The organism is Luteimonas gilva (assembly GCF_005239095.1).
GTDB classification, from domain to species: Bacteria; Pseudomonadota; Gammaproteobacteria; order Xanthomonadales; family Xanthomonadaceae; genus Luteimonas_C; species Luteimonas_C gilva.
In genome coordinates this window covers 826,947-851,892 of record NZ_SZUA01000001.1, presented here as the reverse complement: position 1 = coordinate 851,892, position 24,946 = coordinate 826,947, and the positions used below count along the sequence as shown (strand labels likewise).

The 24,946-nt window shown below is 65.1% G+C and carries 24 protein-coding genes; 8 read left to right on the top strand and 16 right to left on the bottom strand.

The genetic code is table 11. From position 1 onward, the window contains the following. Window positions 1–29 precede the first annotated feature (29 nt). Entirely contained in the window at window positions 30–1,328 is a 1,299-nt protein-coding gene (locus tag FCE95_RS03930; RefSeq protein WP_223266761.1) for a glycerophosphodiester phosphodiesterase family protein, read from the top strand. Between the two features lie 193 nt (window positions 1,329–1,521). Here the strand turns inward: FCE95_RS03930 and FCE95_RS03925 are convergent, their stop codons facing one another. From FCE95_RS03925 to FCE95_RS03915, 3 genes are all read right to left on the bottom strand, one after another. Next, entirely contained in the window at window positions 1,522–3,705 is a 2,184-nt protein-coding gene (locus tag FCE95_RS03925) for a M3 family metallopeptidase (RefSeq protein WP_137265668.1), read from the bottom strand. 266 nt (window positions 3,706–3,971) lie between these two features. After that, window positions 3,972–4,568, bottom strand: a complete 597-nt coding sequence (locus tag FCE95_RS03920; protein WP_137265667.1) for a hypothetical protein — start codon at window positions 4,566–4,568, stop codon at window positions 3,972–3,974. 71 nt (window positions 4,569–4,639) lie between these two features. After that, window positions 4,640–5,986: an esterase-like activity of phytase family protein gene (locus tag FCE95_RS03915; protein WP_137265666.1), complete on the bottom strand. Its 1,347-nt coding sequence runs from the start codon at window positions 5,984–5,986 to the stop codon at window positions 4,640–4,642. A gap of 155 nt (window positions 5,987–6,141) precedes the next feature. Here FCE95_RS03915 and FCE95_RS03910 point away from each other — a divergent pair, with 155 nt between their 5' ends. Then, complete coding sequence (locus FCE95_RS03910) at window positions 6,142–6,624, top strand: glutathione peroxidase (RefSeq protein ID WP_137265665.1); 483 nt, start codon at window positions 6,142–6,144, stop codon at window positions 6,622–6,624. A 189-nt stretch (window positions 6,625–6,813) separates the two neighbouring features. Here FCE95_RS03910 and FCE95_RS03905 read toward each other — a convergent pair whose 3' ends face one another. Further along, window positions 6,814–7,608, bottom strand: a complete 795-nt coding sequence (locus tag FCE95_RS03905; RefSeq protein ID WP_137265664.1) for a ferredoxin--NADP reductase — start codon at window positions 7,606–7,608, stop codon at window positions 6,814–6,816. A gap of 93 nt (window positions 7,609–7,701) precedes the next feature. Here FCE95_RS03905 and FCE95_RS03900 point away from each other — a divergent pair, with 93 nt between their 5' ends. Beyond that, entirely contained in the window at window positions 7,702–8,241 is a 540-nt protein-coding gene (locus FCE95_RS03900; protein WP_137265663.1) for a DUF488 domain-containing protein, read from the top strand. A 118-nt stretch (window positions 8,242–8,359) separates the two neighbouring features. Here the strand turns inward: FCE95_RS03900 and FCE95_RS03895 are convergent, their stop codons facing one another. Further along, window positions 8,360–10,243 (bottom strand): ABC transporter ATP-binding protein, encoded by a 1,884-nt coding sequence (locus FCE95_RS03895; protein ID WP_137265662.1) that lies wholly within the window; start codon window positions 10,241–10,243, stop codon window positions 8,360–8,362. A gap of 140 nt (window positions 10,244–10,383) precedes the next feature. Between FCE95_RS03895 and FCE95_RS03890 the strand changes: the two genes are divergently transcribed. Then, on the top strand, window positions 10,384–11,382 hold the full coding sequence (locus FCE95_RS03890; protein ID WP_137265661.1) for a hypothetical protein: 999 nt from the start codon (window positions 10,384–10,386) through the stop codon (window positions 11,380–11,382). 37 nt (window positions 11,383–11,419) lie between these two features. On the opposite strand, the gene FCE95_RS03885 is transcribed toward FCE95_RS03890, so the two are convergent. Genes FCE95_RS03885 through FCE95_RS03870 form a run of 4 tightly spaced genes read right to left on the bottom strand, consistent with a single transcriptional unit; the run spans window position 11,420 to window position 15,026 of the window. Beyond that, window positions 11,420–12,895, bottom strand: coding sequence for a serine hydrolase (locus tag FCE95_RS03885; RefSeq protein WP_137265660.1), 1,476 nt, complete (start codon window positions 12,893–12,895; stop codon window positions 11,420–11,422). A 60-nt stretch (window positions 12,896–12,955) separates the two neighbouring features. Then, window positions 12,956–13,840, bottom strand: a complete 885-nt coding sequence (locus tag FCE95_RS03880; RefSeq protein WP_137265659.1) for a DUF4097 family beta strand repeat-containing protein — start codon at window positions 13,838–13,840, stop codon at window positions 12,956–12,958. Window positions 13,841–13,866: 26 nt separating this feature from the next. After that, complete coding sequence (locus FCE95_RS03875) at window positions 13,867–14,445, bottom strand: DUF3379 domain-containing protein (RefSeq protein ID WP_137265658.1); 579 nt, start codon at window positions 14,443–14,445, stop codon at window positions 13,867–13,869. Next, window positions 14,442–15,026, bottom strand: coding sequence for an RNA polymerase sigma factor (locus FCE95_RS03870; RefSeq protein WP_223266760.1), 585 nt, complete (start codon window positions 15,024–15,026; stop codon window positions 14,442–14,444). The genes FCE95_RS03875 and FCE95_RS03870 overlap by 4 nt, the downstream gene beginning before the upstream one ends. 109 nt (window positions 15,027–15,135) lie before the next feature. Here FCE95_RS03870 and FCE95_RS03865 point away from each other — a divergent pair, with 109 nt between their 5' ends. Continuing rightward, window positions 15,136–16,674 carry a fumarate hydratase gene (locus FCE95_RS03865; protein ID WP_137265657.1) on the top strand — a complete coding sequence of 513 codons (1,539 nt, stop codon included), beginning with the start codon at window positions 15,136–15,138 and terminating at the stop codon, window positions 16,672–16,674. After that, window positions 16,674–17,114: a CoA-binding protein gene (locus FCE95_RS03860; RefSeq protein WP_137265656.1), complete on the top strand. Its 441-nt coding sequence runs from the start codon at window positions 16,674–16,676 to the stop codon at window positions 17,112–17,114. The genes FCE95_RS03865 and FCE95_RS03860 overlap by 1 nt, the downstream gene beginning before the upstream one ends. Before the next feature lie 152 nt (window positions 17,115–17,266). Here the strand turns inward: FCE95_RS03860 and FCE95_RS03855 are convergent, their stop codons facing one another. The 3 genes from FCE95_RS03855 to FCE95_RS03845 all read right to left on the bottom strand — a co-directional run bounded on the left by FCE95_RS03855 (window position 17,267) and on the right by FCE95_RS03845 (window position 20,341). Further along, complete coding sequence (locus FCE95_RS03855; RefSeq protein WP_137265655.1) at window positions 17,267–18,430, bottom strand: phospholipase A; 1,164 nt, start codon at window positions 18,428–18,430, stop codon at window positions 17,267–17,269. Further along, window positions 18,427–19,773, bottom strand: coding sequence for a mechanosensitive ion channel family protein (locus FCE95_RS03850; protein WP_137265654.1), 1,347 nt, complete (start codon window positions 19,771–19,773; stop codon window positions 18,427–18,429). The genes FCE95_RS03855 and FCE95_RS03850 overlap by 4 nt, the downstream gene beginning before the upstream one ends. A 64-nt stretch (window positions 19,774–19,837) precedes the next feature. Next, window positions 19,838–20,341 (bottom strand): DUF456 domain-containing protein, encoded by a 504-nt coding sequence (locus FCE95_RS03845; RefSeq protein WP_137265653.1) that lies wholly within the window; start codon window positions 20,339–20,341, stop codon window positions 19,838–19,840. A 256-nt stretch (window positions 20,342–20,597) separates the two neighbouring features. Between FCE95_RS03845 and FCE95_RS03840 the strand changes: the two genes are divergently transcribed. Next, the gene (locus FCE95_RS03840) at window positions 20,598–20,807 is read left to right on the top strand and encodes a cold-shock protein (protein WP_137265652.1); all 210 of its coding nucleotides are present in this window, start codon (window positions 20,598–20,600) and stop codon (window positions 20,805–20,807) included. Between the two features lie 73 nt (window positions 20,808–20,880). On the opposite strand, the gene FCE95_RS03835 is transcribed toward FCE95_RS03840, so the two are convergent. The 3 genes from FCE95_RS03835 to FCE95_RS03825 form a co-directional block, all read right to left on the bottom strand. Next, window positions 20,881–21,984: a M35 family metalloendopeptidase gene (locus FCE95_RS03835; RefSeq protein WP_137265651.1), complete on the bottom strand. Its 1,104-nt coding sequence runs from the start codon at window positions 21,982–21,984 to the stop codon at window positions 20,881–20,883. Window positions 21,985–22,142: 158 nt separating this feature from the next. Beyond that, complete coding sequence (locus FCE95_RS03830; RefSeq protein ID WP_137265650.1) at window positions 22,143–22,640, bottom strand: glycine zipper 2TM domain-containing protein; 498 nt, start codon at window positions 22,638–22,640, stop codon at window positions 22,143–22,145. Between the two features lie 108 nt (window positions 22,641–22,748). Then, on the bottom strand, window positions 22,749–23,201 hold the full coding sequence (locus FCE95_RS03825) for a cytochrome c (protein WP_137265649.1): 453 nt from the start codon (window positions 23,199–23,201) through the stop codon (window positions 22,749–22,751). A 101-nt stretch (window positions 23,202–23,302) separates the two neighbouring features. Between FCE95_RS03825 and FCE95_RS03820 the strand changes: the two genes are divergently transcribed. Beyond that, window positions 23,303–24,103 (top strand): tRNA threonylcarbamoyladenosine dehydratase, encoded by an 801-nt coding sequence (locus FCE95_RS03820; RefSeq protein WP_137265648.1) that lies wholly within the window; start codon window positions 23,303–23,305, stop codon window positions 24,101–24,103. An 85-nt stretch (window positions 24,104–24,188) separates the two neighbouring features. On the opposite strand, the gene FCE95_RS03815 is transcribed toward FCE95_RS03820, so the two are convergent. Continuing rightward, window positions 24,189–24,944: a TatD family hydrolase gene (locus FCE95_RS03815; RefSeq protein ID WP_137266432.1), complete on the bottom strand. Its 756-nt coding sequence runs from the start codon at window positions 24,942–24,944 to the stop codon at window positions 24,189–24,191. Between the last annotated feature and the right edge of the window lie 2 nt (window positions 24,945–24,946).

Genomic DNA, 24,946 nt, shown 5'->3' with positions numbered 1-24,946 from the left:
TTCCCCGACTTCCCGAAGAGGTTCGCCGCATGAGACCGCTTTGCACCAAGCTCGCCATGACGCTCGGCGCCGCCGCGCTGATCGCATTCGGCGCCGCCTGCGCCCAAGATGGCGCCATGGCCCGAGAACCCACCCGCCACGACCGCGACGACCATCATGGCCTGATCGTGATCGGCCACCGCGGCGCCAGCGGTTACCGCCCGGAGCACACGCTCGAATCCTATCGGCTCGCGATACGCCAAGGCGCGGATTTCATCGAACCGGATCTGGTCGCGACCAAGGACGGCGTACTCGTCGCCCGCCACGAAAACGAGATTTCCGGCACGACCGATGTCGCCCATCATCCCGAGTTCGCCAATCGCAAGGCGACCAAAACCGTCGACGGCATCGCGTTGACCGGCTGGTTCACCGAAGATTTCACGCTCGCCGAACTCAAGACGCTGCGCGCCAAGGAACGCATCCCCGACATCCGTCCGGGCAACACCCGTTACGACGGCTTGTATCCAGTGCCGACTTTCGCCGAAGTCATCCAGCTCGCCAAACGCGAGAGCCGCGGCAACCGCAAAATCGGCATCTATCCCGAAACCAAGCATCCGACTTATTTCGCCCGCGAAGGCCGGCGCCTGGACGGCAGCCTCATCGCCACCTCGCTCGGCGCGAAGCTGATCGAAACGCTGGTCGCGCAAGGTTTCACCGATCCCAAACGCATCTACATCCAGAGCTTCGAGGTCGAAAACCTGATCGAACTGAAGAAGAAGCTCATGCCGATGGCCGGCGTGAACTTGCCGCTGACCCAGTTGTACGACGACATCGCAGCGGCCAAGCCCTACGACTTCGTCTACAACGTGGCCCGCGGCAACGATTTGAACGCGATCTACGGTGCCTTGTACCAGAAGATCGAGGGCGGCATCGGTCCGGATACCGGCTATAGCGCGTTGACGGCGCAGCCGGTGCTGGATTGGATGAAGGCCAACTACGCGGCCGGCATCGGCCCGTGGAAGGTGAATCTGTTGCCGCGCGTCGCGTTGGATCCGAAAATCGACGCGAACGGCGACGGCAAGGCCGAATTGGGCACGCGCAATACCGGCATCGTGCATCCGCTGTTAGGCCGCGCGTTGAAAGCGGGGTTGCAGGTGCACCCGTACACGTTGCGCGCGGAAGAGAATTTCCTGACCCAGACGCCGACCGGGATATCGCAGACGGCTTTGGCCGAAGCGGTGCAGCTCTACAGCATGGGCGTGCAGGGATTCTTCATCGACCAGCCCGACGTGGGCGTGGCGGCGCGGGAGATCTTCCTGGATTTGAATCGCCAGGGTCGCGGCGATTGACTTGCTTTGAAGCCCCTCTCCCGCCGGGAGAGGGGTTGGGGTGAGGGTTCGGCGAAGTAAAGGTCGCGCGGATCGCGGAGGTACTCGTCGGCTGACGTCTTCTGCCGCAGCTGAGAATTATGTCGCTCCGCCGAACCCTCAACCGGCGCTTCGCGCCACCTTCTCCCGGAGGGAGAAGGGGCAATGTGCCGGATTACTTCGACGACGCCGTCAACCCGCGTTTCTCCAGCAACGGCTCGATCTTCGGATCGTGCCCGGCGAAATCGCGGAACAGTTGCAACGCATCCTTGCTGCCGCCCTGCGACAACAGCGTCTTGCGGAAATGGTCGCCGTTGGCGCGGCTCAGGCCGCCGTGCTGCTTCATCCATTCCACGCTGTTCGCGTCCAGCACTTCCGACCAGATGTAGGCGTAGTAGCCGGCCGCGTAGCCGCCCATGATGTGGCTGAAGTAGGGCGTGCGGTAGCGCGGCGGCACCGGCGGATAGTCGACGCCGTCCTTCTTCAGCGCCGCGGCTTCGAAGGCCATCACGCCTTTCGCGTCCGGAATCTGCGCCGGATCGGCGAACTGGTGCCAGTTCTGGTCCAGCATCGCCGCGCCGAGATATTCGGTGGTGGCGAAGCCCTGGTTGAACTTGCTGCTGGCCAGCACCTTGTCCAGCAGTTCCTTCGGCATCGGCGCGCCGGTCTGGTAGTGCTTGGCGTAGTTGGCCAGGATCGCCGGCCAGTCGGCCCACATCTCGTTGACTTGCGACGGGTACTCGACGAAGTCGCGCGGCACGTTGGTGCCGGAGAAATAGGGGTATTTCACGTTCGAGAACATGCCGTGCAGGGCATGGCCGAACTCGTGGAACATGGTGGTGACCTCGTCCCAGGTCAGCAGCGTCGGCTGGCCCGCCGGCGGCTTGGGGATGTTGAGGTGGTTGGCGACCACCGGCTTGGTGCCGAACACTTCGTTCTGGTCGACGTAGGAGTTCATCCAGGCGCCGCCGCGCTTGGACGGACGCGCGTACATGTCGGCGATGAAGATCGCCAGCTGCTTGCCGTCGGCGTCGAACACGTCGTAGACCAGCACGTCGTCGTGGTAGACGGGCAGGTCGGTGCGCTGCTTGAAAGTCAGGCCGTAGAGCTGATTGGCGGCGAAGAACACGCCGTTCTCCAGCACGTTCTTCATCTCCAGATACGGCTTCAACTGCGATTCGTCGAAGTCGTACTTTTCCTTGCGCACCTTCTCGGTGTAGAACGACCAATCCCAAGGCTGCAACTGGAAGGCCGGCTCGCCCTTGGCGGCCTGTTCCTTGTCGATCATCGCTTGCAGATCCGCGGCTTCTTTCTTGGCGTTGGCCACCGCGGCCGGCGCCAGCTGGCCGAGCATCTTGTTGACGGCTTCCGGCGTCTTCGCGGTCTCGTCCTCGAGCACGAACGCGGCGTAGTTCGGATAGCCCATCATCTTCGCGCGCTCGGTGCGCAGCTTGACGACCTTGGCGACGATGGCGGTGTTGTCGAACTTGTTGCCGCGGCTGCCGCGCGCGACCGAGGCCTTGTGCACCTTCTCGCGCGTAGCGCGGACGGTGAGCTGCGCTTCGGGCGGCTGGCCGGTGGTGTTGAGTAGGGTCAGCACGTACTTGCCGTCGAGCTTACGCTTCTTGGCTTCCTCGGCGGCCGACGCGATCTGTTCGTCGGTCAAGCCGGCGAGTTCTTCCTTCGTGTCGACGACCACCGCCGAATCGTTGACCTCGGCCAGCACGTTCTGGCTGAACTGGGTGCCCAGCGTCGCCAGTTCGGCGTTCATCGCCTTCAGCTTGGTCTTGTCGGCTTCGGACAGCTTGGCGCCGGCGCGGACGAAGTCGCTGTAGTAGCGCTCGACCAAGCGCACGCCTTGCGCGTCCAGACCGAGCGCCGTGCGGCTGTCGTACAGGGCCTGGATGCGCGCGAACAATTTCGGATTGAGCCGGATCGCGTCGCGGTGCGCGGCGAATTTCGGCGCGTAATCGGCGTCCAGCTTGTCGCGGACGTCGTTGGTGTCGGCGCCGACCAGGTTGTCGAACACGACGCGGGCGCGGTAGAGGATGCGGCCGGACTTCTCCATCGCCAGGATGGTGTTGTCGAAGGTCGGTTTTTCCGGGTTGTCGGCGATCGCCTCGACTTCCTTCAGCTCGTCGGCCATGCCGCGGTCGAAGGCGGGCGCGAAATCGCTGTCCTTGATCTTGTCGAAGGCGGGGTACTGCAGCGGCAGGCTGCTTTCGGCGAAGAAGGGATTGCTTTCGGCGGCGGGGGCGGGAGCGGCGGCGGGTGCGTTCACGGGGGCTTCGGTCTTGCTGCAGGCGGGGGCGGCGACGGCCAGGGCGGCGGTCAGGGCTAGGGCGAGCGGGTGTTTCATAGGCGATCCGGTCCGGAATGTGCGGGCCAGCCTAGCTTAAGCCGCCGCATGCTTCCCGTGACTTTCGGCATAGACGGCGGGCGCCCTGCATTCGTGCTTGTGTAGAGCGGAGCAAGCTCCGCTGCCGTTGCTTTGTAGAGCGGGGCTTGCCCCGCTGTCTTGGCTTTCTAGCCGCGCAGATCGAAGAGCAGCGGAGCGAGCCCCGCTCTACAAAGCCAAATGAAGCAAGAAGAGCAGCGGAGCGAGCTCCGCTCTACACAAGCGGATCAAAGCGTCTCGAACTGGCGCACGATCCAGGACAGCTGATAGACCAGGCTCGCGACTGCGAAGAAAGCGTGGAAACGGCGACTGTCGGTGGCGATTGCGATGAAGCACATCGCCACATAAACCAGGCTGCGCAATTCGAGTTCCGGGCCGAAACTGGCGAAATATTCGCGGCCCTTGATCCAAGTGTCGCCGAGATCCGCCACATAGGCCAACGCCAGCAGGCCAAAGAACCATTTCCGGCGCGAGTAGAAATATTCCTCGTACCCGGCATAGCCTTCCAGGCTGTCGGGAAAGATGATCGCGCACAGCAGGTACAGCAGCAGCGCGTACAGCGCCACGTACAGGTAGAGCATGAAGGTCCAGTGCACCGTGCCGGCCAGGCGGAATTCCCACCACCAGAAATGCAGCAGATACAGGAACATCGACACCGCCCACACCAGATGCACCCAATAAGCGCGTTCGCGCACCGGCCGGTCGATGATGCGGGCGAAATGCCGGATCAGATGGGTCAGCCCCAGGCCCACCACCATGCCCAGCAGCACCCGCACGTGCAGGAACAGGCTGGCGAGCGTATCCGGGTGGGGTGCGGCGTCCATCGCCGGATTGTCGTCAGTGCCCCGGACGGCCGCAAGCCGGCGGCCAGCGGCCGCCGGCGGAAGGTGGCGCGTCAGCGCACCTTGAACGAGAGCAGATAGCCGGGGATCAGGTCCGTGCCGGCCGGGCAGGGGCTATCCAGCGGCACCTGCTGGCGTGCGGTGTTGTCCGCGTTGACGCAGACGTCGAACTGCTCGCCGGCGCCGGTTTGGGTGACGCTGTAGTCGTTGTCGCTGCCGACCAGCGCCGTGCGCCCGCCGAAGATCAAGCGCGGACCGATGGCCAGGCCCTCGAGCTTCTCGGGTATGTCCGAGCCGACCGAATGCAATGCGGCGAGCAGATCCACCTCGGGCCGCTTGGATACCGGCACGATGCCCGCCGGCAAATCGTTGCTGCCCGCGAACGACACGTTCTGGACGTCGCTGGCGCCGCGCAGATCGATCCGGTAGATGCGCTTGTGCAACGGCGTTCCGGTGACTTCGACGCCGACGCCGCGGTTGTCGCGCTCCAGCACCAGGAATTCGGTGTCGCTGAGCGCGGTTATCGCGCTCAAGCCGATGCTGCGACCTTGGTTGGTCGCGGAAAAGTCGTCGGCCGTGTCCGGATCGATGGCGTTCAAGGCGGCGATGCTTTCCAGCGGATAGGCGTACTGGGCGGTGCTCTTGCCGGTGGCCGGATCGAATTCGACGATGCGCACCCAGCGGCTGCGGCGGCCGTCGTTGTTGGCGCCCTCGTTTACCAGCGGATCCTGCATCACGCCGTACAGGCGAGTGCCGGAAGCGTTGAAAGTCAGGCCTTCGAAGCCGCGGTTGTCCTGGCGGCCGTTGACGATGGTCGGGCGCCCGTCGTTGTAGTTCGCCTGGCCGTCGGCCTGACGCGGACGCAAGTTCTCGGGAATCGCGAACGCGCGGATGAAGCGGCCGCGGCGGTCGAATTCGTACAGGCTGGGGCCGTATTCGTCGGCGACATAAAGATGGCCGTTGCGGCCTAGCGCCAGGCCTTCGGGATCGAAGCTGTTGCCCAGCGTGGCCGGATTGCCGTTGAGCAGGGCGGGATTCAAGCCGTTGAACGGCTGGCCGTTCTTGTCGGTGAACAGGATCGTACGCAGCACGACCGGCTTGCCGAGCAATTGTCCATTGAACGGGTTGATCGGGACGATCATCTGCTGCACGCGCGTCGCGTAGCCGATCACGCCGCCGCCCGGGCCGCGGTCGGACAATGCGTACCAGGTGCGCGACGAAGCGTCGTAAGTCAGGTCGGAGAAGAAGCCCAGGCGATTGACGTTCGCCGCGGGCGTGCGCGAATGCACGCGGTCGACGCTGCGCGCCGAGATCGGCAGCACGTCGGCCAGGGTCCAATCCGCGGCGACGGCTTGGGACGAAACGGCGATAGCGAGACAGCAGGCAAGGGTGCGCAGCATGGGCGGTTCCGGGGGAGGAGGCACCCGGCAAGTTAGGCGCGGCGTATTGCGTATTTGTGACCGGGCTCCACGGCTGAAGTAGACTTCGTTGCATCTCGCACCCTCACCCGACCCTCTCACGCAAGCGTGAGAGGGCTTCAATCGGAGCCGTTGCCATGACCACCGCTTACGATTTCAGCGCGAAAGACATCGACGGCCAGCCGCGGGCCTTGGCCGACTATCGCGGCAAGGTGCTGCTGATCGTCAACGTGGCTTCCCAATGCGGCTTCACGCCGCAGTACGCGGGGCTGGAAAAACTGTGGCGCGATTACCGGGATCGCGGCCTGGTGGTGCTCGGTTTTCCCTGCGATCAGTTCGGCCATCAAGAGCCGGGCGACGAGGCGGAGATCAAGGAATTCTGCTCGCTGACCTACGACGTGGATTTTCCGATGTTCGCCAAGATCGACGTCAACGGCGGGGACGCCCATCCTTTGTGGAAGTGGCTGAAGGACGAGAAGGGCGGCTTGCTGGGGATCGATGCGATCAAGTGGAACTTCACCAAGTTCCTGGTCGGTCGGGACGGCAAGGTGCTGAAGCGGTATGCGCCGACCGACAAGCCGGAATCGCTGGCCAAGGACATCGAAGCCGCTTTGGCTTGATGGTGGCTTGTGTAGAGCGGAGCTTGCTCCGCTGCTTCGGCTTTTCGTAGGAGCGGCTTTAGCCGCGAGCTTTTTTTCTAAAATCGCAGCAATGCCGCGATATGAAGGAAAGAGCTCGCGGCTAAAGCCGCTCCTACGAAGAGCCAAGGCCGGAGCAGCGGAGCAAGCTCCGCTCTACACGGACCGAAGCTACTTCTCGACGAACGCGCGCTCGAACACGTACTGGCCCGGCACGCCGATGCGCGGCGCGGCGCCGAAGCCGCGGGCGTCCAGGATGGCGCGGAAGTCGGTGAGCATCTGCGGGCTGCCGCAAATCATCGCGCGGTCGTGTTCGGCGTCCAAAGCCTCGAGCCCGAGCTGCTCCTGCATGCGGCCGCTATCGAGCAGCTCGGTCAGGCGGCCGCGTCGGCTGTGGCCGTCGAACGCGAAATCCTCGCGTGTCGCCGCCGGGTAGTACTTCAGCTTCGCGGCGATCTGCTCGCCCAAGAATTCGTGCCGCGGCAGTTCGTTGAGGATGTAGTCGCGGTAAGCCAAGTCGCCCGCGCTGCGCACGCCGTGGGCAAGCACGATCTTGTCGAAGCGCTCGTAGGTTTCGGGATCCTTGATCACCGCCAGCCAAGGCGCCAAGCCGGTGCCGGTGCCCAGCAGATAAAGATTGCGTCCGGGGTGCAGATCGTGGATCAGCAAGGTGCCGGTGGGTTTGCGTCCTATCAGCACGCTGTCGCCGGGCTTGATCTCCTTCAGGCGCGACGTCAGCGGGCCGTTCGGCACCTTGATGCTGAAGAACTCGAGCTGCTCTTCCCAATTCGCGCTGGCGATCGAATAGGCGCGCAGCAGCGGCCGGCCGTCCACTTCCAGGCCGATCATCACGAACTGGCCGTTCTCGAAGCGGAAACCGTCGTCGCGGGTGGTGGTGAAGCTGAAGTAATCGTCCGTCCAGTGACGGACATCCAGCACCGTTTCGGTGCCAAACGCGGAAGACATGCAGGGGATGGCAATGGGAGAGCTGCGGCCATTGTACCCGAAGGATGAGATCGGTTCTCATCTTCTGAGCCGCGCCCGGTCTAACCTCGACCCATGGACACCATTTGGACCATCGGCCATTCCACCCGCGATTGGGGCGTTTTCGTCGGCATGCTGCAGGAAGCGCGGATCGCGGTATTGGCCGACGTCAGGCGCTTCGCCGGGTCGCGGCGGCATCCGCAGTTTTCCGGACAAGCGATGGGACCAGCGCTGGCCGAGGCCGGCATCCGCTATTGGCCGTTGCCGGAATTAGGCGGTCGACGGCCGGCGCGGCCGGATTCGCCTAATACGGCCTGGCGCAACGACGGGTTCCGCGGTTACGCGGACTACATGATGACCGCCGAGTACGCGGCGGCGCGGGAAAGGCTGGAAGCGACGGCGCGCCGCGAGCGCACGGCGGCGATGTGCGCCGAGGCGGTGTGGTGGCAGTGCCATCGCGGTTTGATCGCGGACGATTTCAAGTCGCGCGGATGGGAGGTAATCCACCTGATGGCGCCGGGGCGCGAAGAGCCGCATCCGTATACGTCGGCGGCACGGATCGTGGAGGGACGGCTCGAATATTCGTTGCCCGCCAGCCAATCCGATCTCTTCTGACGCGGCTCGTGTAGAGCGGAGCTTGCTCCGCTGCTTTGCCCTTGCTTTGTAGAGCGGGGCTTGCCCCGCTGCTTTCTCGCGCAGAGCAGCGGAGCAAGCTCCGCTCTACAAATGCGGGTCAGCGATACCCCGCCGCCTGCAATTCGAACAACTCCGCATACCGCCCGCCTTGCGCCATCAGCTGCGCATGCGTGCCGGACGCCTCCAGCCGGCCTTCGGCCAGCACCAGGATGCGGTCCGCCATGCGCACGCTGGAAAAGCGGTGCGAAATCAGCACCGCGGTGCGTTCGTCGCTGAGTTCCTTGAATCTCTGGAACACTTCGAATTCGCTGCGCGCGTCCAATGCGGCGGTCGGTTCGTCCAAAATCATCACCTGCGCGTCGCGCATGTAGGCGCGGGCGATGGCGATTTTCTGCCATTGGCCGCCGGACAGATCCACGCCGTTTTTGAAGCGGCGGCCGATCGGCTGGTCGTAGCCGTTCGGCAGGCCGGCGATCACCTCGTCGGCCATCGCGCGGCGCGCGGCTGCTTCGATGCGCGCGCGGTCGTCCATCGCATCGACCTGGCCCACGCCGATGTTCTCGCCGGCGCTCAGGTGGTAGCGGACGAAATCCTGGAAGATCACGCCGATGTTGGCGCGCAGATCGTCCAGGTCGTATTCGCGCAGGTCGCGCCCGTCGAGCTGGATGCGGCCTTCGTCCGGGTCGTACAGCCGCGCTAGCAACTTCACCAGCGTGGTCTTGCCGGCACCGTTCTCGCCGACCAAGGCCAGCACTTCGCCGGCGCGCAGTTCGAAATCCAATCCGCGCAGCGCCCAGCGTTCGGCGTCGGGGTAGCGGAAGCCGACGTTCTCGAACACGAAGCCGCGCGTAATCGGCCGCGGCACCGGCAGGGCATTCGGGGGCGAAGCGATTTCCGGTTCGATGTCGAAGAACGAGAACAAGTCGTCCAGATACAGCGCTTGCCCGGCCACTTGCGAGAAGCCGATCAGCAGGCTTTCCAGCAATTGGCGCAAGCGGCGGAAGCTGCCGGCCAGGAAGGTGAGGTCGCCGATGGTGAAATCGCCGCGCACCGTGCGCCAGGCGATGTAGGCGTAGGCGATGTAGTAGCCGAACGTGCCGAGCGCGGCGAGCAGCGTGCCCCAGAACGCACGCCGGCGGGCCAGCGCGCGACTGGCCTTGAAGAATTTTTCGGAAAGCGTGCGATAGCGTTCGACCAAGAAGGTGTGGAGATTGAAGATCTTCACTTCTTTCGCCGTTTCCACGCTGGCGCCCATCTGGCGCAGGTATTCCAACTGGCGCCGCTCCGGCGTCCACTGGAAGTTCAGCGAATAGTTCATGGCGTTGAAATGCGCTTCGCCGACGAAGGCCGGAATCAGCGCCACCGCCAGCAACAGGATCAGCCACGGCGCGTAGACCAGCAGGCCCGCGGCGAAACTGATCACGGTGATCGTGTCCTGGGCCTGGTTGAACAACTGGCTCATCAGGCCCATCCGGCCCATGGTCTGGCGGCGGGCGCGGTCGAGCTTGTCCTGCAGGTCGGGATCTTCGAAATCCTCCAGATCCAGCGTCGCCGCGTGCTCCATCAAACGCACGCTGGTGGCGTTGGTGAACAGTTCGGAGAGCAGCCCATCGGCGTACGCGACCATCCGGCCGGACAGGTCGGAGGCGATCGCCAAACCGAATTCCAGCGCCAACAGCGTCAGCAAATGGCTCAGCTGGCCGCTTTGCCATGCCGTGGACAGGCTTTCGAAAGTCACGCCGGCGCCGACCAGGCGCACGACTTCGTCGATGATCAATTTGCCGATGTACAGCGTGACCACCGGCATCAGCGCGCGGATCAGGCGCAGACCCAGGCTGGCCAGGGTCAACGCGGGGCTGGTCGCCCAGATCTGCTTGAGGAACGGCGGCAAGTTGCGCATCGCATCGAAGCGCTCGCGCAGGCTCGGGTGTTCGCGCGAGCGCTTGGGCGCGGCGGCGGGCGGGGCGGGCGTGTCGACCATCGCCGGATTGTGCACGATGACGGCCGCGATCCGCCTTCACGAGCCTGCGATCCGTGCCAAGCCGCGAATGCGCCGAATTGGTACTGGCGCTGGATCTATTCTTTGCGCAAGGTATACGGCGAATCTTGTGAGCAGGGACGATGAGCAACAGTCTCGCGCTTTTCGCCAAGGCGACGCGATGCGGCCGGTTCGCCATGCTGGCCGGCAGCATCGCATGGGCGTCGACGGCTTGTCAGATGCCGAGGGCCGATACGCCCGCCAGGGCGACGCCTGTCGAGGGGCTGCACTTGGATCGCACCGCTTCCGGACAAGCCGGCGTCACGCGTGTGCGAGCGGTCGCCAAGGCGGGCCCGGCCTTCGATTTATATTTCGATGCGGCATCCGAGCGGCATGCGCTTACGTCCGCGCCGCGCTTGGCGAGCATGTATGCGGATATCGCCGTTGCAGCGGCGGCGCCTGTTGCAAACATCCGTTGGCATCCGGTCCTGTTCGCGCGAGATCCAGAAGGACGGCTCGCAGCGGCATTGGGTTCGAAGGAGATCGTGTGGACCGTCCCGATGCAGGCCGACGGCCGCCCGGCGACGTCGCCGATCGGCCCGCTCGACGGGCATTTCGCGCTGGACGTTTTGATCCCGCACGAACAAGTCCACGCACTGCAGCATTCCATGTACGGATCGCACCGCGAGCTGCCGCGCTGGTTCGTGGAAGGCCAAGCCGAGTGGCTCGGCATGCGCATCAGCGAGCGTTACGCGCCCGCGGCAGCGCGGCGGGCGCGCGCGAATCGCGCCGACAATCTCGCTCAGGCCGACGGCTCGATCGATCTTCGCCGGTGGCGCATGCGCGCCGACCCAGCCGCTAACGTCGGCCGAGGCACGCAAGCGCCGATATTGTCGGTATCCGAGTCCGAACAAGAAGCCGAGGCGCAGGGGCTGGCCGAAGCCGCGAGTTACGCGGCCGCGGACGCGCTATTCCAACGGGTCTCGCGCGAAGCCGGCGACGATGCGATGCGCCGTTGGTTCGCCGCCGTCGCCGCCACCCGCGGCGATCTGGATTCGGCCGCGATGGCTGCCCTGGTCAAGCGCGAAACCGGCGTCGACATCGACGCCGATCTCGCGAACCGTTCGAAGACCCGGCTTTAGGGGAGGCAAAGAATCCGCTGCGGACCGCAAGCGCGATTCAGCGCGCCTCGAGCTTCTTCAGATGCTCGACGGCGTTCTGGTTCTTCGGATCGAGTTCGAGCGATTTCTTGTAGTTGGCGATCGCGCGCGGCTTGTCGCCCAGCTTTTCGTAGGCTTCGGCCAGGCTGTCGAAGGCGTTCCAGCTCTTGGGCCATCGTTCGGCGTTGTAGCGGAACAGGCCGCCGGCCTGTTGGACTTTGTTTTCGCCGAGCAGCCGGTAGCCCCAGGCGTTGACGTAGTCTTCGGTCAGATGCAGTTCGGGGTGCTTGCGCTTCACCTCGGCGACGACCCGCGCGGCGTTGCGGTAGCCGTCCGCTTGCAATCCTTTCTCGAGCGTCGCCAGCGCAGGCGGCTTGCCCCAGATTTCCTCCAGCGCCTTGTTCGCCAGGTCCTGCATTTCGTTCTGGGTTTCGCCCGGCCGGTTGGCGAGCAGGACGATGCCGTAGTCCATGTCTGGATACATTTCGATGTAGCTCGAGCAGCCGAACGTGCTGCCTGACATGCGCAGGCGCGGCTTGCCGTCGACGGTCTTGCTCAAGGTCCAATTCAAACCGACCGCGAAATCGTCCGGATCGCCCCAGGCCGGTTGCTGGCTGAGGCGGATCGCGGGGTCGGCCGCAGCCAATTCCGCGGCCAGGAACTTCGCCATGTCCGCCGTGCTGTAACGCAATCCGCCCGCCATGAGGAATGCGCGGTCGTATATGCGCGGCATGGCCACTTGCCGTTTGTTGTAGCCGTCCACTTCATCGGCCGCGCGGCCGCGGCCGGTGCCGGAGGCCATGCCGAAAGGCTTTTCGATATAGCGCGCGACCAGCGTTTCGTAAGGCTCGCCGTAAATTTTTTCGAGGATCCGTCCTAGCAGGTCCGCGGCCAGATTCGAATGCTGCGGCTTCGTACCGGGCTTGGCGCTGAGCTTGGCGGTCTTCAGTTCTTCGTAGACCTGATCCTGCTTGAAGCCCTTCATCGCTTCCAGCGCGATGAAGGGCGCCTTGTCGGGATCGACTTTGCCTTGCGGAAAGGGATTGGGCAGATTGTCGGGCAGGGCCGACGTCGTATTCGCTAAATCGACGATGCGGACGGGGGTGCCTTCGTAGGCGAGATCGGGATATTCGCCGGGCAAATAGCGGCGGATGTCGTCCTGCAGGCCGATCTTGCCTTCGTTGACCGCGTGCGCCAACAGCAGCGAGGTGAAGATCTTGCTGATCGAACCGATTTCGTAGACGGAACGCTCGGTGGGGGCCTGCGTCTTTTTGCGCGTCGTCGAGCCGAAATTGTAGAAGTGGGCTTTGCCGTCCTTGACCACCGCGATCGACATCCCGTCCGTGCGGCCGTTTTTGATGAACTCGGCGCCCAGGCGCTGGAAGGTGCGGTCCATGACCGCCTGGGTGGAATCGGCGGTGTTCGGCGATTCGGCGGCGATGGCCGAACCGGCGCTACAGATCAGCAGCGCCACGATGGCGATCAGATGTCGCATGAAGCCTCCGGCGGAGTGAAGTATTTCGCTATGGATGCCGCCGGAGGCGTTCGGGTCGCGTCAGTTCAGATCGAGGCGGCCGGTGCCGGAAAAGGTCTCGATGCGGATCTCGCCGTTGCCGCCGCCGTAGCGCTGTTCGAAGTCCGAACCGGGGCCGTACTTGGCACGGTTGACGTGCGCGCCGGGAGCGCTGAGGTCGCCGCTGAAGCTTTCGCCGCTGACCTTAGCCGACAGCGATTTCGGCATCGCGATCTCGATGTTGCCGCTGACCGATTCGGTGCTGATCTTGCCGCCGTCGGCCAGGGCGCCGCGGATGCCGATGTTGCCGGACACGCTGCTGGCGCTGAGGCTGCGCAGGCGTTCGCCGCGGGTATCCACTCGCAGGTCGCCGGAGACGGTTTCGGCTTCGACGCTGCCGTTCAAGCGGCCGCGCAAGTCGACGTTGCCGCTGACCGACTGCACGCTGACTTCGCTGCTGTTGAGCGTGACCCGGACTTCGCCGCTGACGCTTTCGATGTCGGCGCGGCGCGGCGCGCCGGCCACGGTCACGCTGCCGCTGACGCTGTCGACGTTGAGCTCGGCGCCGGCGGTGCCGACGACGTCGATATCGACCGCGACGCCGTCGATGTCCAGGCTGGCCAGGGTCGGCACCTGCAGCACCAGATTCGTGGGTTCGCTGTTGCGGCTGTTGTTCGGATACTTCACTTCGATGTCGAGGCGGTCGCCGCTGCCGTCGATTTCGAACTGCTCGACGCCGTCGCCCAGGCTGCCGCCGATGTGCACCTGCGGCTTGTCCCAGACCCGCACTTCGATGCGGCCCTTCACGTTCTCGACGCTGACCGTGCCGCGCGGGTTCAGCGAGCGGGTTTCGTCGATGGGCTTGGCCGCCCAGGCCGGAGCGGCGATGCCGACAAGCAGGGCCAGGGTGAGCAGATGCAGTTTCATGGTGTTTCTCCGGGTAATGCTCGATTTCAACTCAAAGCGAGGCGTTGGGTCAGCGCGAGCCGCTGCGCGTAAAGCTTCTGCAGCCGCTCGAGCAGGAAACGGGCGTCGGGGTTCTGGGCGAGGGCGCTGCGCACTTCCGCGGCGCTGCGGTCCAGCTGGCGCAGGGCGGCGGCGTTGGCGATCGGGCGGTTATGGGCGTCGATCTCGCGCAAGGCGGCCTTGTATTCCCAAGTCATGGCCGAAGCCTCGCGCGAAATCAGGATCGCGGTGGTGGGATCGGCATGCGGTGCGGCGCTGGCGAAGGATTCGGATTGGGAAACGGCTTCGGTTCCGGCCGGCCGCAGTTGCCATACCAGGCCGACCGCCAAGGCGACCGAAGCCGCCATCGCCAGCCAGCCAAGATTGCGCCGCGGCGAGGGCAGGGCGACCGCATGCGCCGGCGCAGTTTGCGCGGCGACGGGTTCCGCAGCGATGCGGGCGGAGATGCCGGCCCACAGATCGCGCTCCGGCATCGCCTCGCGGCGCAGGCCGCGCAGCTGCCAGCGCAGCGCGTCGGGCAGGCCGTCGGGGTCTTGCGGCATCGCGTTGTAGTCGTGCGTGGTCATGCTTCACCTCCGAGCCGGGTCCGCAACAGCATGCGTGCCCGGTGCAACTGCGCTTTCGAACTGCCCACCGCCATGTCCAGCTCGGCGGCGATTTCTTCGTGCTTCCAGCCTTCCACATCGTGCAGCACCAGGACAGCGCGCGCACGCGGCGGCAAGCTGGCCACCACTTTTTCCAGATCCGCCGACAGGGCCGTGGTATACCCGGCCGAATCGACGCTGCCCAGGCCATCGTAGCCGTCGTCGGCGTCCATCAGCGGCTGGCTGCGGCGCGAACGCAATTCCATCAGCGCCGTGTTGGCCGCCAGCCGATACAGCCAAGTGCCGAAGGCGCTTTCGAAACGGTACGACGGCAGCGCCTGCCATGCCCTCACGAAAGCTTCCTGGGTCAGGTCTTCGGCCCGGCCGTTCTGGCCGCCCACCAGGCGCAGGATCACGCCATGGACCCGGCCCAGGTGCCGGCGGTAGAGCGCCTCGAAAGCGCCCATATCGCCCGCGCTGGACGCGCGCACCAGCGCTTCGTCGGTGTCCTGCGCGGGCGCGGCCATCGCGGTGGCGGGCATCAGCTCGGTCATCGTGGCCATCAGCATACTCATTCAGATGCCCGACCACGGTGGAAGGTTTAAGGCCGGAGATGTCCGGCGGGCGCGCTAAAATAATCGGCTCAGCCCGCTTTCAGCCCGCCGACCCACCGTGACCAGCCTCCCCAGCCGCGCCATCCGCCAGGACGACCTCATCCAGAGCGTCGCCGACGCCCTGCAGTACATCAGCTATTACCACCCGGTCGACTACATCCGGAACCTCGCCGCCGCCTACGAGCGCGAAGAGTCGCCGGCCGCCAAGGACGCGATGGCCCAGATCCTGATCAATTCGCGGATGTGCGCCGAAGGCCACCGCCCGATCTGCCAGGACACCGGCATCGTCACCGTGTTCCTGAAGATCGGCATGGACGTGCGCTGGGCGGACGCCACGATGGGCGTGGAGGACATGGTCAACGAAGGCGTGCGCCGCGCCTACAACCATCCCGACAACAAATTGCGAGCCAGCGTGCTGCGCGACCCGGCCGGCGGCCGCAAGAACACCGGCGACAACACGCCGGCGGTGGTCAACGTGTCGGTGGTGCCGGGCGACACGGTGGACGTGATCGTCGCCGCGAAGGGCGGCGGCTCGGAAGCCAAATCCAAATTCGCGATGCTCAACCCGTCCGATTCTATCGTCGACTGGGTGCTGAAGACCGTGCCGACGATGGGCGCCGGCTGGTGCCCGCCGGGCATGCTCGGCATCGGCATCGGCGGCACCGCGGAGAAGGCCATGCTGCTGGCCAAAGAAGCGCTGATGGAGCCGATCGACATCGTCGATTTGCAGGCCCGCGGCCCGTCCAACCGGCTGGAAGAGCTGCGCCTGGAGATCTACGACAAGGTCAACGCGCTCGGCATCGGCGCGCAGGGCCTGGGCGGCCTGACCACGGTGCTCGACATCAAGATCAAGGATTATCCGACCCACGCCGCGAACCTGCCGATCGCGATGATCCCGAACTGCGCGGCGACCCGCCACGCGCATTTCGTCCTCGACGGCAGTGGCCCGGTGATGCTGGATCCGCCTTCGTTGGAAGATTGGCCGAAGCTGGCTTACGACTCGTCGAAGGGGCGTCGTGTGAACTTGGACACGGTGACTCGCGAGGAAGTCGCATCGTGGAAACCCGGCGAAGTGTTGCTGCTCAACGGCAAGCTGCTCACCGGTCGCGACGCGGCGCACAAGCGCATGGTCGACATGCTCAACAAAGGCGAAAAGCTGCCGGTCGATTTCGCGGGGCGCTTCATCTATTACGTCGGTCCGGTCGATCCGGTGCGCGACGAGGCGGTGGGCCCGGCCGGCCCGACCACAGCCACGCGCATGGACAAGTTCACCGAACAAGTGCTCAGCGAAACCGGTTTGTTGGGCATGGTCGGCAAAGCCGAACGCGGCCCGGCGGCGATCGAAGCGATCCGCAAGCACCGGTCGGTGTACCTGATGGCGGTCGGCGGCGCGGCTTATCTGGTTTCGAAAGCGATCAAGGCCGCGCGCGTGGTCGCGTTCGAGGATCTGGGCATGGAGGCGATCTACGAATTCACGGTGCAGGACATGCCGGTGACGGTCGCGGTCGATTCGGCCGGCGAGTCGGTGCATAAGACCGGCCCGCGCGAATGGCAGGCGCGGATCGGCAAGATACCCGTCGTGATCGAGGCGGCCTGATGCGCGGTTCGCTGATCCAGAACCATCGCGACATCGATCGTTTGCTGGCGCAGACGCGGCGGATCGCCGTGCTGGGCATCAAGCCGGAAGACCGCATGCCGGCGCCGGCGCACATGATTCCGGCGTATATGAATCGCGCCGGCTACGAGATCGTGCCGGTACCGGTCTACTACCCGGACGTGTCCGACATCCTCGGCAAGCCGGTGCATCGCAGCGTCGCCGACGTTCCGGGCCGGGTGGACGTGGTGACCGTTTTCCGCAAGCCCGAAGATCTGGAACCGCATCTGGACGATCTGCTCAAAGCCCGGCCGCGTGCGGTGTGGCTGCAGACCGGCATCCGTCACGACGCTTTCGCGGAACGCCTCTTGGCGGCTGGGATCGATGTCGTCCAAGACCAATGCATGATGGTCGAGCATCGGCGCTGGCGCAGCGGGGCATAACGATCCGACGGAAGTGTTTTGCATCCTTCTCCCATCGGGAGAAGGTGCCCGAAGGGCGGATGAGGGTACGGAGAAACGGCGTAAGCTGAAACTCCCGCAACTTCTCCGAACCCTCACCCCAACCCCTCCCCCGATGGGAGAGGGGCTTCGGCTCAGTACCACTCCAACAGCGAAATACCCAGGCCGATGTACGTCGCGCGGTGGTTGTAGTCGATCAGACTCTCGCCGTACCCATCGAAAATCTGCAGATGCCCGCGCAGCAGGTTGTTGATCGGGAATCCCCAATCGAATTGCACTGCGCCGTGCGAGCGGTCGCCGCTGCGCAAGGAATGGCGCGCCATCAACGCGACTTCGTGGCCGCCTTTGTTGTAGACCAGGGTAGCGTCCATGCGTCCGACGTAATCTTCGATATCGGCGTTGTTGTCGTCTTTGCGCTCTTCCGGAATGCGGTACCACGGGCGGATGCTCAATGCCCAGTTCTCGCGGTCTAGGCCGAAATTCAGGATCGCCCGGTTCCAGCTGCGCGATAACGGATCGCTGCGGCCGTTGGATTGGTGGGTCAGTTGGATGCCGGTCATCCGCCCCTTCCAACCGCCGATGCTGTAATTGTTGCGGAACACCAGCATCACTTCCGGCTCGTAATCGGTCTCGCGGAAAGGCCGCGAAATCTCGGCGTTGTAGACCTGCCAGCGCGAGCTTTGGGTGTAGCCGCCCCACAGGTCGCCGTTGTCGCCGAACAGGTTCTCGGCCAGCTTGGTCTTGAAGCTGATCTGGAATTTGGCTTCCAGCGGCTTCAGCGGCTCGGGCTCGGCGACGGTGTTGTTCGGGTTGGGCGAATGCGGCGCTTCGTTCTTGTCGCTGGTCCAGAATACGGGGAACAAGTAGACCGGTTTGTAGGCGCGCAATTGGAACGGACCGAGTTTGGAGTCCTTGGCCAATTCCCAACGCCGGTCGAGCAAAGAACCTTTGCCGGAATTGGCTAGCGCCGCGTCGTCGCTGCTGACCATGTCGCGGCCGAACAGGCCGTCGACCGCGCGCCGGGCGCGTTCTTTCGCAGTAAGCGTCCCGTCCGCTTGTTGCTCCTGCTTGGCGACCTTGAGTTCGGCCGCCGCCGCCGCGGCCGCCGCATCCGCTTGTTGCGTCCGCGGCGCTTGCCGCTGCAAGGCGGTGTCGTAACAAGCCAGGCGTTCCGCGTCGGCCGCGATCGCGGTGCAGGCTTCGGGCGTGCCCGGCTGGTAGCTTTGGGCCTGGACGGCGGCGCTGCCGAACAGCGAAGCCGAGCCCAACGCGCAGAACGCGATGCGACGTGCCGTCATGGCTTGGTTTCTCCCGAATCCAGCAGGTTCTTGTCTTCGGCGCGCTGCGCGGCCGCCAGTTGCGTGTCGATGTCGCGGTTGACCGAAGTGTCGGCCTGCGCGCCGCGGGTGGATTCGTTTTCCTTCGGCGGCGCCGTTTCCTCGGCGCTGGCGCGCTTGCTGACGATGTTGTAGGTCGTCTGCGGCTGATCGATGCCGGCCGTGGCGAAGGCGGCCTTGACCAGGCGGATGGCTTCGCCACGGGTCTTGCCCAAATCGGACTCGCGCTGGTCCACCCAGCCGAAGAACTGCAGCACGATGCCGGTCGGCGCGAAATCCTTGACCACGGACGAAGGCGCGGGGTCGTTCAGCACGCCCGGCACCTTGGCGATTTGCTCCAGCGCCAAGGCGCTCGACTTGGAGATCGATTCGGTGGCGTCGATCGAAACGGTGAAGTCGAACCGGCGCTTGGGATTGCGCGAGTAGTTCAGCATGATCGACTTGAACACCATCGCGTTCGGGATCAGCAATTCGTTGCCGTCCATCGTCATCAGCACCGTCGCGCGCGAACTCAGCGCCACTATTTTGCCTTCGCGGGTGTCGATCACCACGTGGTCGCCCGGCGAGAACGGCCGGCGCAGGCTGAGCAGCACGCCGGACACGTAGTTCTCGGCGATGTCGCGGAAGGCGAAGCCGACCACCAGGCCGACCACGCCCGCCGAACCGAGCACGGCGCCGACCAGCGAGGTCGCGCCCAACAGATCCAATGCGACCAGCACGCCGATCAGCACCGCTACGCTTTGCACGACGCGCTTGAGCAGCCCGTCCATGTACGGGTTGCTGCTTTTGATCCGCAGCCAATTCAAACGGCGGGCGAAGAAGCCGCCCAGCCACGAGGCCAGCAGCACGATCGCCACGGCCACGAGCAGCAGCGGCGTCGCCGCCACCAGTTGGATCAGCTTGGCGACCATCAAGTCGAACGCGGCGCGCAAGCGCGTGCCCAGGCCGGTATGCACTTCGACCCGGTTCTCGACTTTGACCACGCCCGGCGTTTGCGCCGCGATCGCCGCCGCCGTCTTGCGCCGGGCTTCGTCGCGGACCAGACCGTCGAGCGTGGCCACGCCGTTGCTGACGCTCGGGACGACGGCCTGCAGGCCGTCCGCCGTGCGCAGCCGCAGCGCCAGTTTGTCGCGGGTATCGCGGTCGGCCGCCGGGTCGGTCGTCGGCGAAGACGCGGCGGGCTTGGCGAGCAGCGCCGCCGGCACCGACCACGCCGCGCCGCTGGCGCAGGCGATCAGCAGGCAGAGCAGCCAAACGAGGGGTTTGCCGGAGAAAGTGCGGGGCTTGCGGTCGACGATAGGCATCAGGACGAGGGTCGCGAGTTAGGGAGCAGTGTAAGCATTCGCGCTTAAGGCCGCGTCGACGCGCTCACAACCACCAGGCCAGCACGAACAGGCCGATCATCGCGAACGCGATGCCCAGCTTCAGCACTACGCCGAGGACGATGCCGAACCAAGTGCCGAAGCCGACTTTCGCCGCGTGGCCCAAGCTCTCCCGATCCACGTTGCGACGGTGCAGCAGTTCGCCGGCGAGCGCACCGGCGAAGGGCCCGACGAACAGCCCGAACGGCGGAAATACGAAGAGGCCGGCGAAGGTGCCGATCACCGCTCCGACCAAGGCCTTGCGGCTGGCGCCGACCCGTTTGGCGCCGTGGGCGGTGGCCCAGAAATCCACCGCCAGGGAGATCAAGGTCAGCAGCGCCAGCACGACGACGGTCGGGATCCCGATCTTCTCGAAATCGCCCGTCCAAGCCGCCAGCAGCATGCCGGCGAACACCAGCGGCAGGCCCGGCAGCGCCGGCAGCACGGTGCCGGCTACGCCGACCACGACCAGGACCGCGGCGATCGCATAATAAATAGTGTTCGGATCCATCGGATTTCCTTCCAAAAATGGGACGTTCGTCGGCTTTTCGGCCATACGCCATCGGATTGCATTTTCACAGATGCCGGGGTAAGTTTCGCTGGCTGAGTTTCAAGGGTCACCGTGAACCGTGGCCTGATGGGTAGATCCTGTTTCCGATCCGCTACATCGTTGCACCTCGTTGCCTCCTTGCAACCAGCACCGTCGCGAGCCCGAACGAAAAAGGGTGAGTCGCGGCGCATATCAACCGCTTCGAGGAGCAAGACCGATGTCGAACCGTGAAACAGGTACCGTCAAGTGGTTCAACGACGCCAAGGGTTTCGGCTTCATCAGCCGCGAGAATGGCGAAGACGTGTTCGTGCACTTCCGTGCGATCCAGTCGCAGGGCTTCAAGAGCTTGAAGGAAGGCCAGAAGGTCAGCTTCACCGTCGTCCAGGGTCAGAAGGGTCTGCAGGCGGACGCCGTAGAGCCGATGTGATCCGCTCGGTTTGAGCCGAAAAAGAAACCCCCGGCAGCGATGCCGGGGGTTTTTTCTTGGACGGAACGGACGGTCAGTTCTGCGACGGCGTGTTCTCCGCGAAGTACTCGTGGTTGTCGGCGTTGTTGAGCGCGCCGTTCGGATCGCTCAGCGCCAGGTTCTTCGCGCCCGCTTGGCCGTAGACGATGTCGTCGGTGCCGGCGACCACGGTGAAGTGGCTGGTTTCGTGGATCAGGGTGCCGGCCTTGGAATCGGTGCCCACCAGCGGCGCGCTCCAGAAGGCGCGGCAGACGAAGATCTCGTACGGCCGGTTCGGATACACGTAGGCGTAGTAGCTCTGGTTGCAGCCGCAGTTGATGGTGATCTGGCCGTTGTTCTGGTCCAGGGCGGTGTCGATCGAGGCGAAATGCTGGCGCGCCGTCGAATAGCGGCTCGACGTGTAGGCGCCGAACCAAGTGGTGTAGCGCGGTCCGGTCGTTCCCGCGTTCAAGTAGCCTTTGCCGTTCTCGGCGTAGTTGCGCGCGGCGTTCACCGCTTGGCCGGCGGTATCGATGCGCGAGGTGGTGCAGCCCTTGTAGGTGACTCCGTTCACCACCACGCCGCTGGCGTCGGGCTTGGGAGGCTTGGCTTGCTGCACGGCGCCCAGCTGATCCTTGCCGTCCACCCAGAGGTTCAGCGGCGCGGTTTGCAGCAGCATCGGCAAGCCGCGGATGTCCTTCAGCATTTCGCCGCCCGAGGTCGAAGCGTGCTGCAGCGGCGAGATCAGGGTGACGACGTAGCGGCCGCTTTGGGTCATATCGTAGGCCGCCGTCAAATCGACCGTGGCGCGGTAGCTTTCGCCGGCGCGCAGGATCGCGAAATCTTCGGCGCCGGGCAGGCCGCGCTTGATCATCGGTCCTTCGTATTGCACCGGCGCGCCGTCGCGGGTGACTTGGAACAGCTTCGCTTCAAGGAACTCGTTCGGTAATTCCCACTTCGGCACGCGCACCGTGCGGTTGCCGGTGTTGGTGATCACGACTTCTACCGCGCCCAGGAAACCGCCCGAATCGGCCGTCGCCGCGGTCAGGCTGACCCGCAAGGGATTGAACTTGGCCGAAGGCTGCGCGGCGCCGGCGGCGGCGATCGCCGCGGCGAGCAGGGTGGTACCCAGGGTAACGCCGAGTAACGTGGACTTCATCGCATGTTCCCTCATGTCGGAAGTGACGTGGTCCGCGGGGGCGGACGGCCCACCTTACTCCTGGCGCGGCGGACGCATTTTTGCGTCGCATCACGAAGCGCGAAAAAAGCGGCCCGCTTTCGCGGGCCGCCGGTGATTCGCAGGCTTAAACGCGCGGCTTACTGCGGCCAAACGTGATTGTTGTACACGCGGACGTAGGCGCCCATGCGGATGCCGGCCATGTCGACCTGGCGCACGGTCACGGTGCGGCCGTCGTTCAAGCGCACGGTGATGTCGTTTTCGGCGTTGCTGACGCGGTTCTGGATGGCGTTGCCGGCCAGTGCGCCCGCGGCGGCGCCGGCGATGGTGGCCGTGTTCTTGCGGCCCTTGCTATCGGTGTGGTCGTCGGCGATCTCGCGTCCGGCGGCCGCGCCGACGATGCCGCCCAGGATCGCGCCGGTCGCGCGCGGCGCGCCGGAACCGGCGACGCGCTGGATGCCGACCACCTGGCCGCAGTCGTAGCAATTGCTGTTATTGCCGTAGGACGGCGGGGGCGGATTGTTGTAGCCGCCGTTGTTGTTGTAACCACCGCCGCCGCCGTAATAGCCCGGCGAGGTGGCGCAACCGGCCAGCGCCAACGAGGCGAGGGCGGCCAGACTGATCAGACGGATGTTCATGCGGCTCTCCTGTGTGAGCGGGCGTTGGATTCGCCTGCTTGCGGGCAAGAAATTAGAACCGCGACCATGAACGGACCGTCAACCCTCGACGGTCCGTCAAGCGCCAATTCAGTTGCGGAAGTCCTGATGGCAGGCCTTGCACGCCTGGCCCACCTTGTCGACGGCCGCGGTCACGCCCGGGCAATTCATGGGCGGCGAGGCGAGGGCGCCGTCGAGCGCCGCGCGCATGCCGCTGGCGTGGCGGGCGAAGCGTTCGTCCTCGCGCAGGTCCGGGAAGGCGGGTTCCAAGTCGTTGGCCATCGTGCGCAGCGCCTGCAGATGCGGCAGCGTGTCGGTGGCTCCGCAGCGGTTCTGTTCGACGCTGGCCTTCAGTTGCGCCAGATGCCATCCCTGCACATGCATCACCGAATCGGGGAAATGATCTTTGCGCGCATCGATGGCCCGCAAGGCCATCACCGTGGCGACGATGCCGATCACCAGACCGAGCAGGAACAGGAACAAATAGCGGCCGGCGGCGGAAGGCTTCTTCGGGGCGGACGCGTTCGGGGCTGGCGAGGACATGGCGGGCTCCGTTGGATTCGCCGCGAACATAACATGCCGCCGCGGGCCCTCGTCCACGCAGCGGAGCGGGCTCCGCATTGCGCAAGCGCTAAGATGGCGGGATGCGCGAAGGATGGAAAGAACGTTTCGCCGGCATCGACCGCCTGTACGGACGCGGCGCGCTCGCGCGCCTGGGCGAATGCCGGGTGGCGGTGGTGGGCGTGGGCGGCGTCGGCTCGTGGGCGGCGGAAGCGCTGGCGCGTTCGGGCATCGGCCATCTTAGTCTGATCGACGCCGACGACCTGTGCCTGTCGAACACCAACCGGCAATTGCCCGCGTTGGAAGGCCAGTACGGGCGCAACAAGGCCGAGGCTTTGGCCGAACGTTGTCGCGCGATCAATCCGGGAATGTCGATCGACGCCGTACCGGCCTTCGTCACGCCTTCCACCCTGGAGGCTTTGCTGGGCGGCGGCTTCGACCTGGTGCTGGACGCTTGCGACAGCTTCCGCGCCAAGGTCGAGATGATCGCCTGGTGCCGCCGCCGTAAGCAGCCGGTGATCGCCGTCGGTTCCGCGGGCGGGCGTACCGATCCGACTTTGGTGCGGGTCCGCGACCTGTCGCGCACCGAACACGACGCGATGCTGGCCTTGATCCGCAAAAAATTGCGCGCCGAATTCAATTTTCCGAAAAGCCCGCAACGCTATTTCGGCGTGCCGGCGGTCTATTCGCTGGAGAACGTCCGCTATCCCCAAGCCGACGGCAGCGTGTCCGGCCTGCGTCCGAAATTGGGCGCCGACGCCGCGCTGAAATTGGATTGCGGCGCCGGCTTGGGCGCGGCGACGCACATCACCGGCGCGTTCGCGTTCGCCGCGGTGGGCAAGGCGATCGAGATGCTGCTCAAACCGAAAGCGTCGGACGCTTGAAGCCCTCTCCCGCTTGCGGGAGAGGGTGGGTGAGGGCGTGAGCCGCAGGGCTGTCGCGGCTGAAGTCGCTCCCACAAGAACAGAACTACAAGCGGAAGAGCCTGCGCGCATTGTCGCTGGTCCCCGCAGCGATTTCCTGCGGCGAGGCACCGCGCAGCGCGGCGATCGTTTCGCACACTCGGACCAATCGCGCGGGTTCGTTGCGCTGCCCGCGAATGCCGGCATCGGGCTGGTCCGGCGAATCGGTTTCCAGCAATAGGAATTCCAGCGGCATCTCCGCGGCCAGCTTGCGCAACCGGTTCGCGCGTTCGTACGTCACAGGACCGCCCAGGCCGATCATGAAATCCAGATTCCACAACTGCCGCGCTTGTTCGGGGCTGCCGGAAAAGCTGTGCACCACGCCGCGCAATCCGCCGATGCGTTTGATCGAAGCGATCGCCGCATCGACCGCGCGCCGCGCGTGCACGATCACCGGCAAGCCGAACTCGCGCGCCAGAGCCAACTGGCCGTCGAAATAGGTTCGCTGCTCTTCCGGATCCAATCCTTCGACGAAATAATCCAAGCCGCATTCGCCGACCGCGACCGGGCGTTCGCGCTCGATCCACTCGCGCAGTTCGTCGAGATGTTCGGGCCGATGTTCGGCCAAATACATCGGATGCAAGCCGTAGGCCGCATGCAGCCCCGGCGCCATCGCGCAGACCTCGCGCAGTTTCGGCCAGCTGGCGGCGGCGATCGCAGGCACGATCTGCGCGGTTACGCCGGCACCCGCGGCGCGGGCGATCGCTTGCGCACGGTCGGCATCGAACTCCGGCGCATCCAAATGGCAATGGCTGTCGATCAGCA

What these genes read in the sequence shown, in the direction of transcription:
- FCE95_RS03830 (WP_137265650.1), bottom strand. Translation starts at nt 22,640, where the DNA reads ATGAACATCCGTCTGATCAGTCTGGCCGCCCTCGCCTCGTTGGCGCTG.
- FCE95_RS03890 (WP_137265661.1), top strand. Translation starts at nt 10,384, where the DNA reads ATGAGCAACAGTCTCGCGCTTTTCGCCAAGGCGACGCGATGCGGCCGG.
- FCE95_RS03920 (WP_137265667.1), bottom strand. Translation starts at nt 4,568, where the DNA reads ATGGACGCCGCACCCCACCCGGATACGCTCGCCAGCCTGTTCCTGCAC.
- FCE95_RS03870 (WP_223266760.1), bottom strand. Translation starts at nt 15,026, where the DNA reads ATGGCCACGATGACCGAGCTGATGCCCGCCACCGCGATGGCCGCGCCC.
- FCE95_RS03855 (WP_137265655.1), bottom strand. Translation starts at nt 18,430, where the DNA reads ATGACGGCACGTCGCATCGCGTTCTGCGCGTTGGGCTCGGCTTCGCTG.
- FCE95_RS03860 (WP_137265656.1), top strand. Translation starts at nt 16,674, where the DNA reads ATGCGCGGTTCGCTGATCCAGAACCATCGCGACATCGATCGTTTGCTG.
- FCE95_RS03885 (WP_137265660.1), bottom strand. Translation starts at nt 12,895, where the DNA reads ATGCGACATCTGATCGCCATCGTGGCGCTGCTGATCTGTAGCGCCGGT.
- FCE95_RS03875 (WP_137265658.1), bottom strand. Translation starts at nt 14,445, where the DNA reads ATGACCACGCACGACTACAACGCGATGCCGCAAGACCCCGACGGCCTG.
- FCE95_RS03820 (WP_137265648.1), top strand. Translation starts at nt 23,303, where the DNA reads ATGCGCGAAGGATGGAAAGAACGTTTCGCCGGCATCGACCGCCTGTAC.
- FCE95_RS03845 (WP_137265653.1), bottom strand. Translation starts at nt 20,341, where the DNA reads ATGGATCCGAACACTATTTATTATGCGATCGCCGCGGTCCTGGTCGTG.
- FCE95_RS03880 (WP_137265659.1), bottom strand. Translation starts at nt 13,840, where the DNA reads ATGAAACTGCATCTGCTCACCCTGGCCCTGCTTGTCGGCATCGCCGCT.
- FCE95_RS03835 (WP_137265651.1), bottom strand. Translation starts at nt 21,984, where the DNA reads ATGAAGTCCACGTTACTCGGCGTTACCCTGGGTACCACCCTGCTCGCC.
- FCE95_RS03895 (WP_137265662.1), bottom strand. Translation starts at nt 10,243, where the DNA reads ATGGTCGACACGCCCGCCCCGCCCGCCGCCGCGCCCAAGCGCTCGCGC.
- FCE95_RS03840 (WP_137265652.1), top strand. Translation starts at nt 20,598, where the DNA reads ATGTCGAACCGTGAAACAGGTACCGTCAAGTGGTTCAACGACGCCAAG.
- FCE95_RS03905 (WP_137265664.1), bottom strand. Translation starts at nt 7,608, where the DNA reads ATGTCTTCCGCGTTTGGCACCGAAACGGTGCTGGATGTCCGTCACTGG.
- FCE95_RS03930 (WP_223266761.1), top strand. Translation starts at nt 30, where the DNA reads ATGAGACCGCTTTGCACCAAGCTCGCCATGACGCTCGGCGCCGCCGCG.
- FCE95_RS03850 (WP_137265654.1), bottom strand. Translation starts at nt 19,773, where the DNA reads ATGCCTATCGTCGACCGCAAGCCCCGCACTTTCTCCGGCAAACCCCTC.
- FCE95_RS03900 (WP_137265663.1), top strand. Translation starts at nt 7,702, where the DNA reads ATGGACACCATTTGGACCATCGGCCATTCCACCCGCGATTGGGGCGTT.
- FCE95_RS03825 (WP_137265649.1), bottom strand. Translation starts at nt 23,201, where the DNA reads ATGTCCTCGCCAGCCCCGAACGCGTCCGCCCCGAAGAAGCCTTCCGCC.
- FCE95_RS03925 (WP_137265668.1), bottom strand. Translation starts at nt 3,705, where the DNA reads ATGAAACACCCGCTCGCCCTAGCCCTGACCGCCGCCCTGGCCGTCGCC.
- FCE95_RS03915 (WP_137265666.1), bottom strand. Translation starts at nt 5,986, where the DNA reads ATGCTGCGCACCCTTGCCTGCTGTCTCGCTATCGCCGTTTCGTCCCAA.
- FCE95_RS03910 (WP_137265665.1), top strand. Translation starts at nt 6,142, where the DNA reads ATGACCACCGCTTACGATTTCAGCGCGAAAGACATCGACGGCCAGCCG.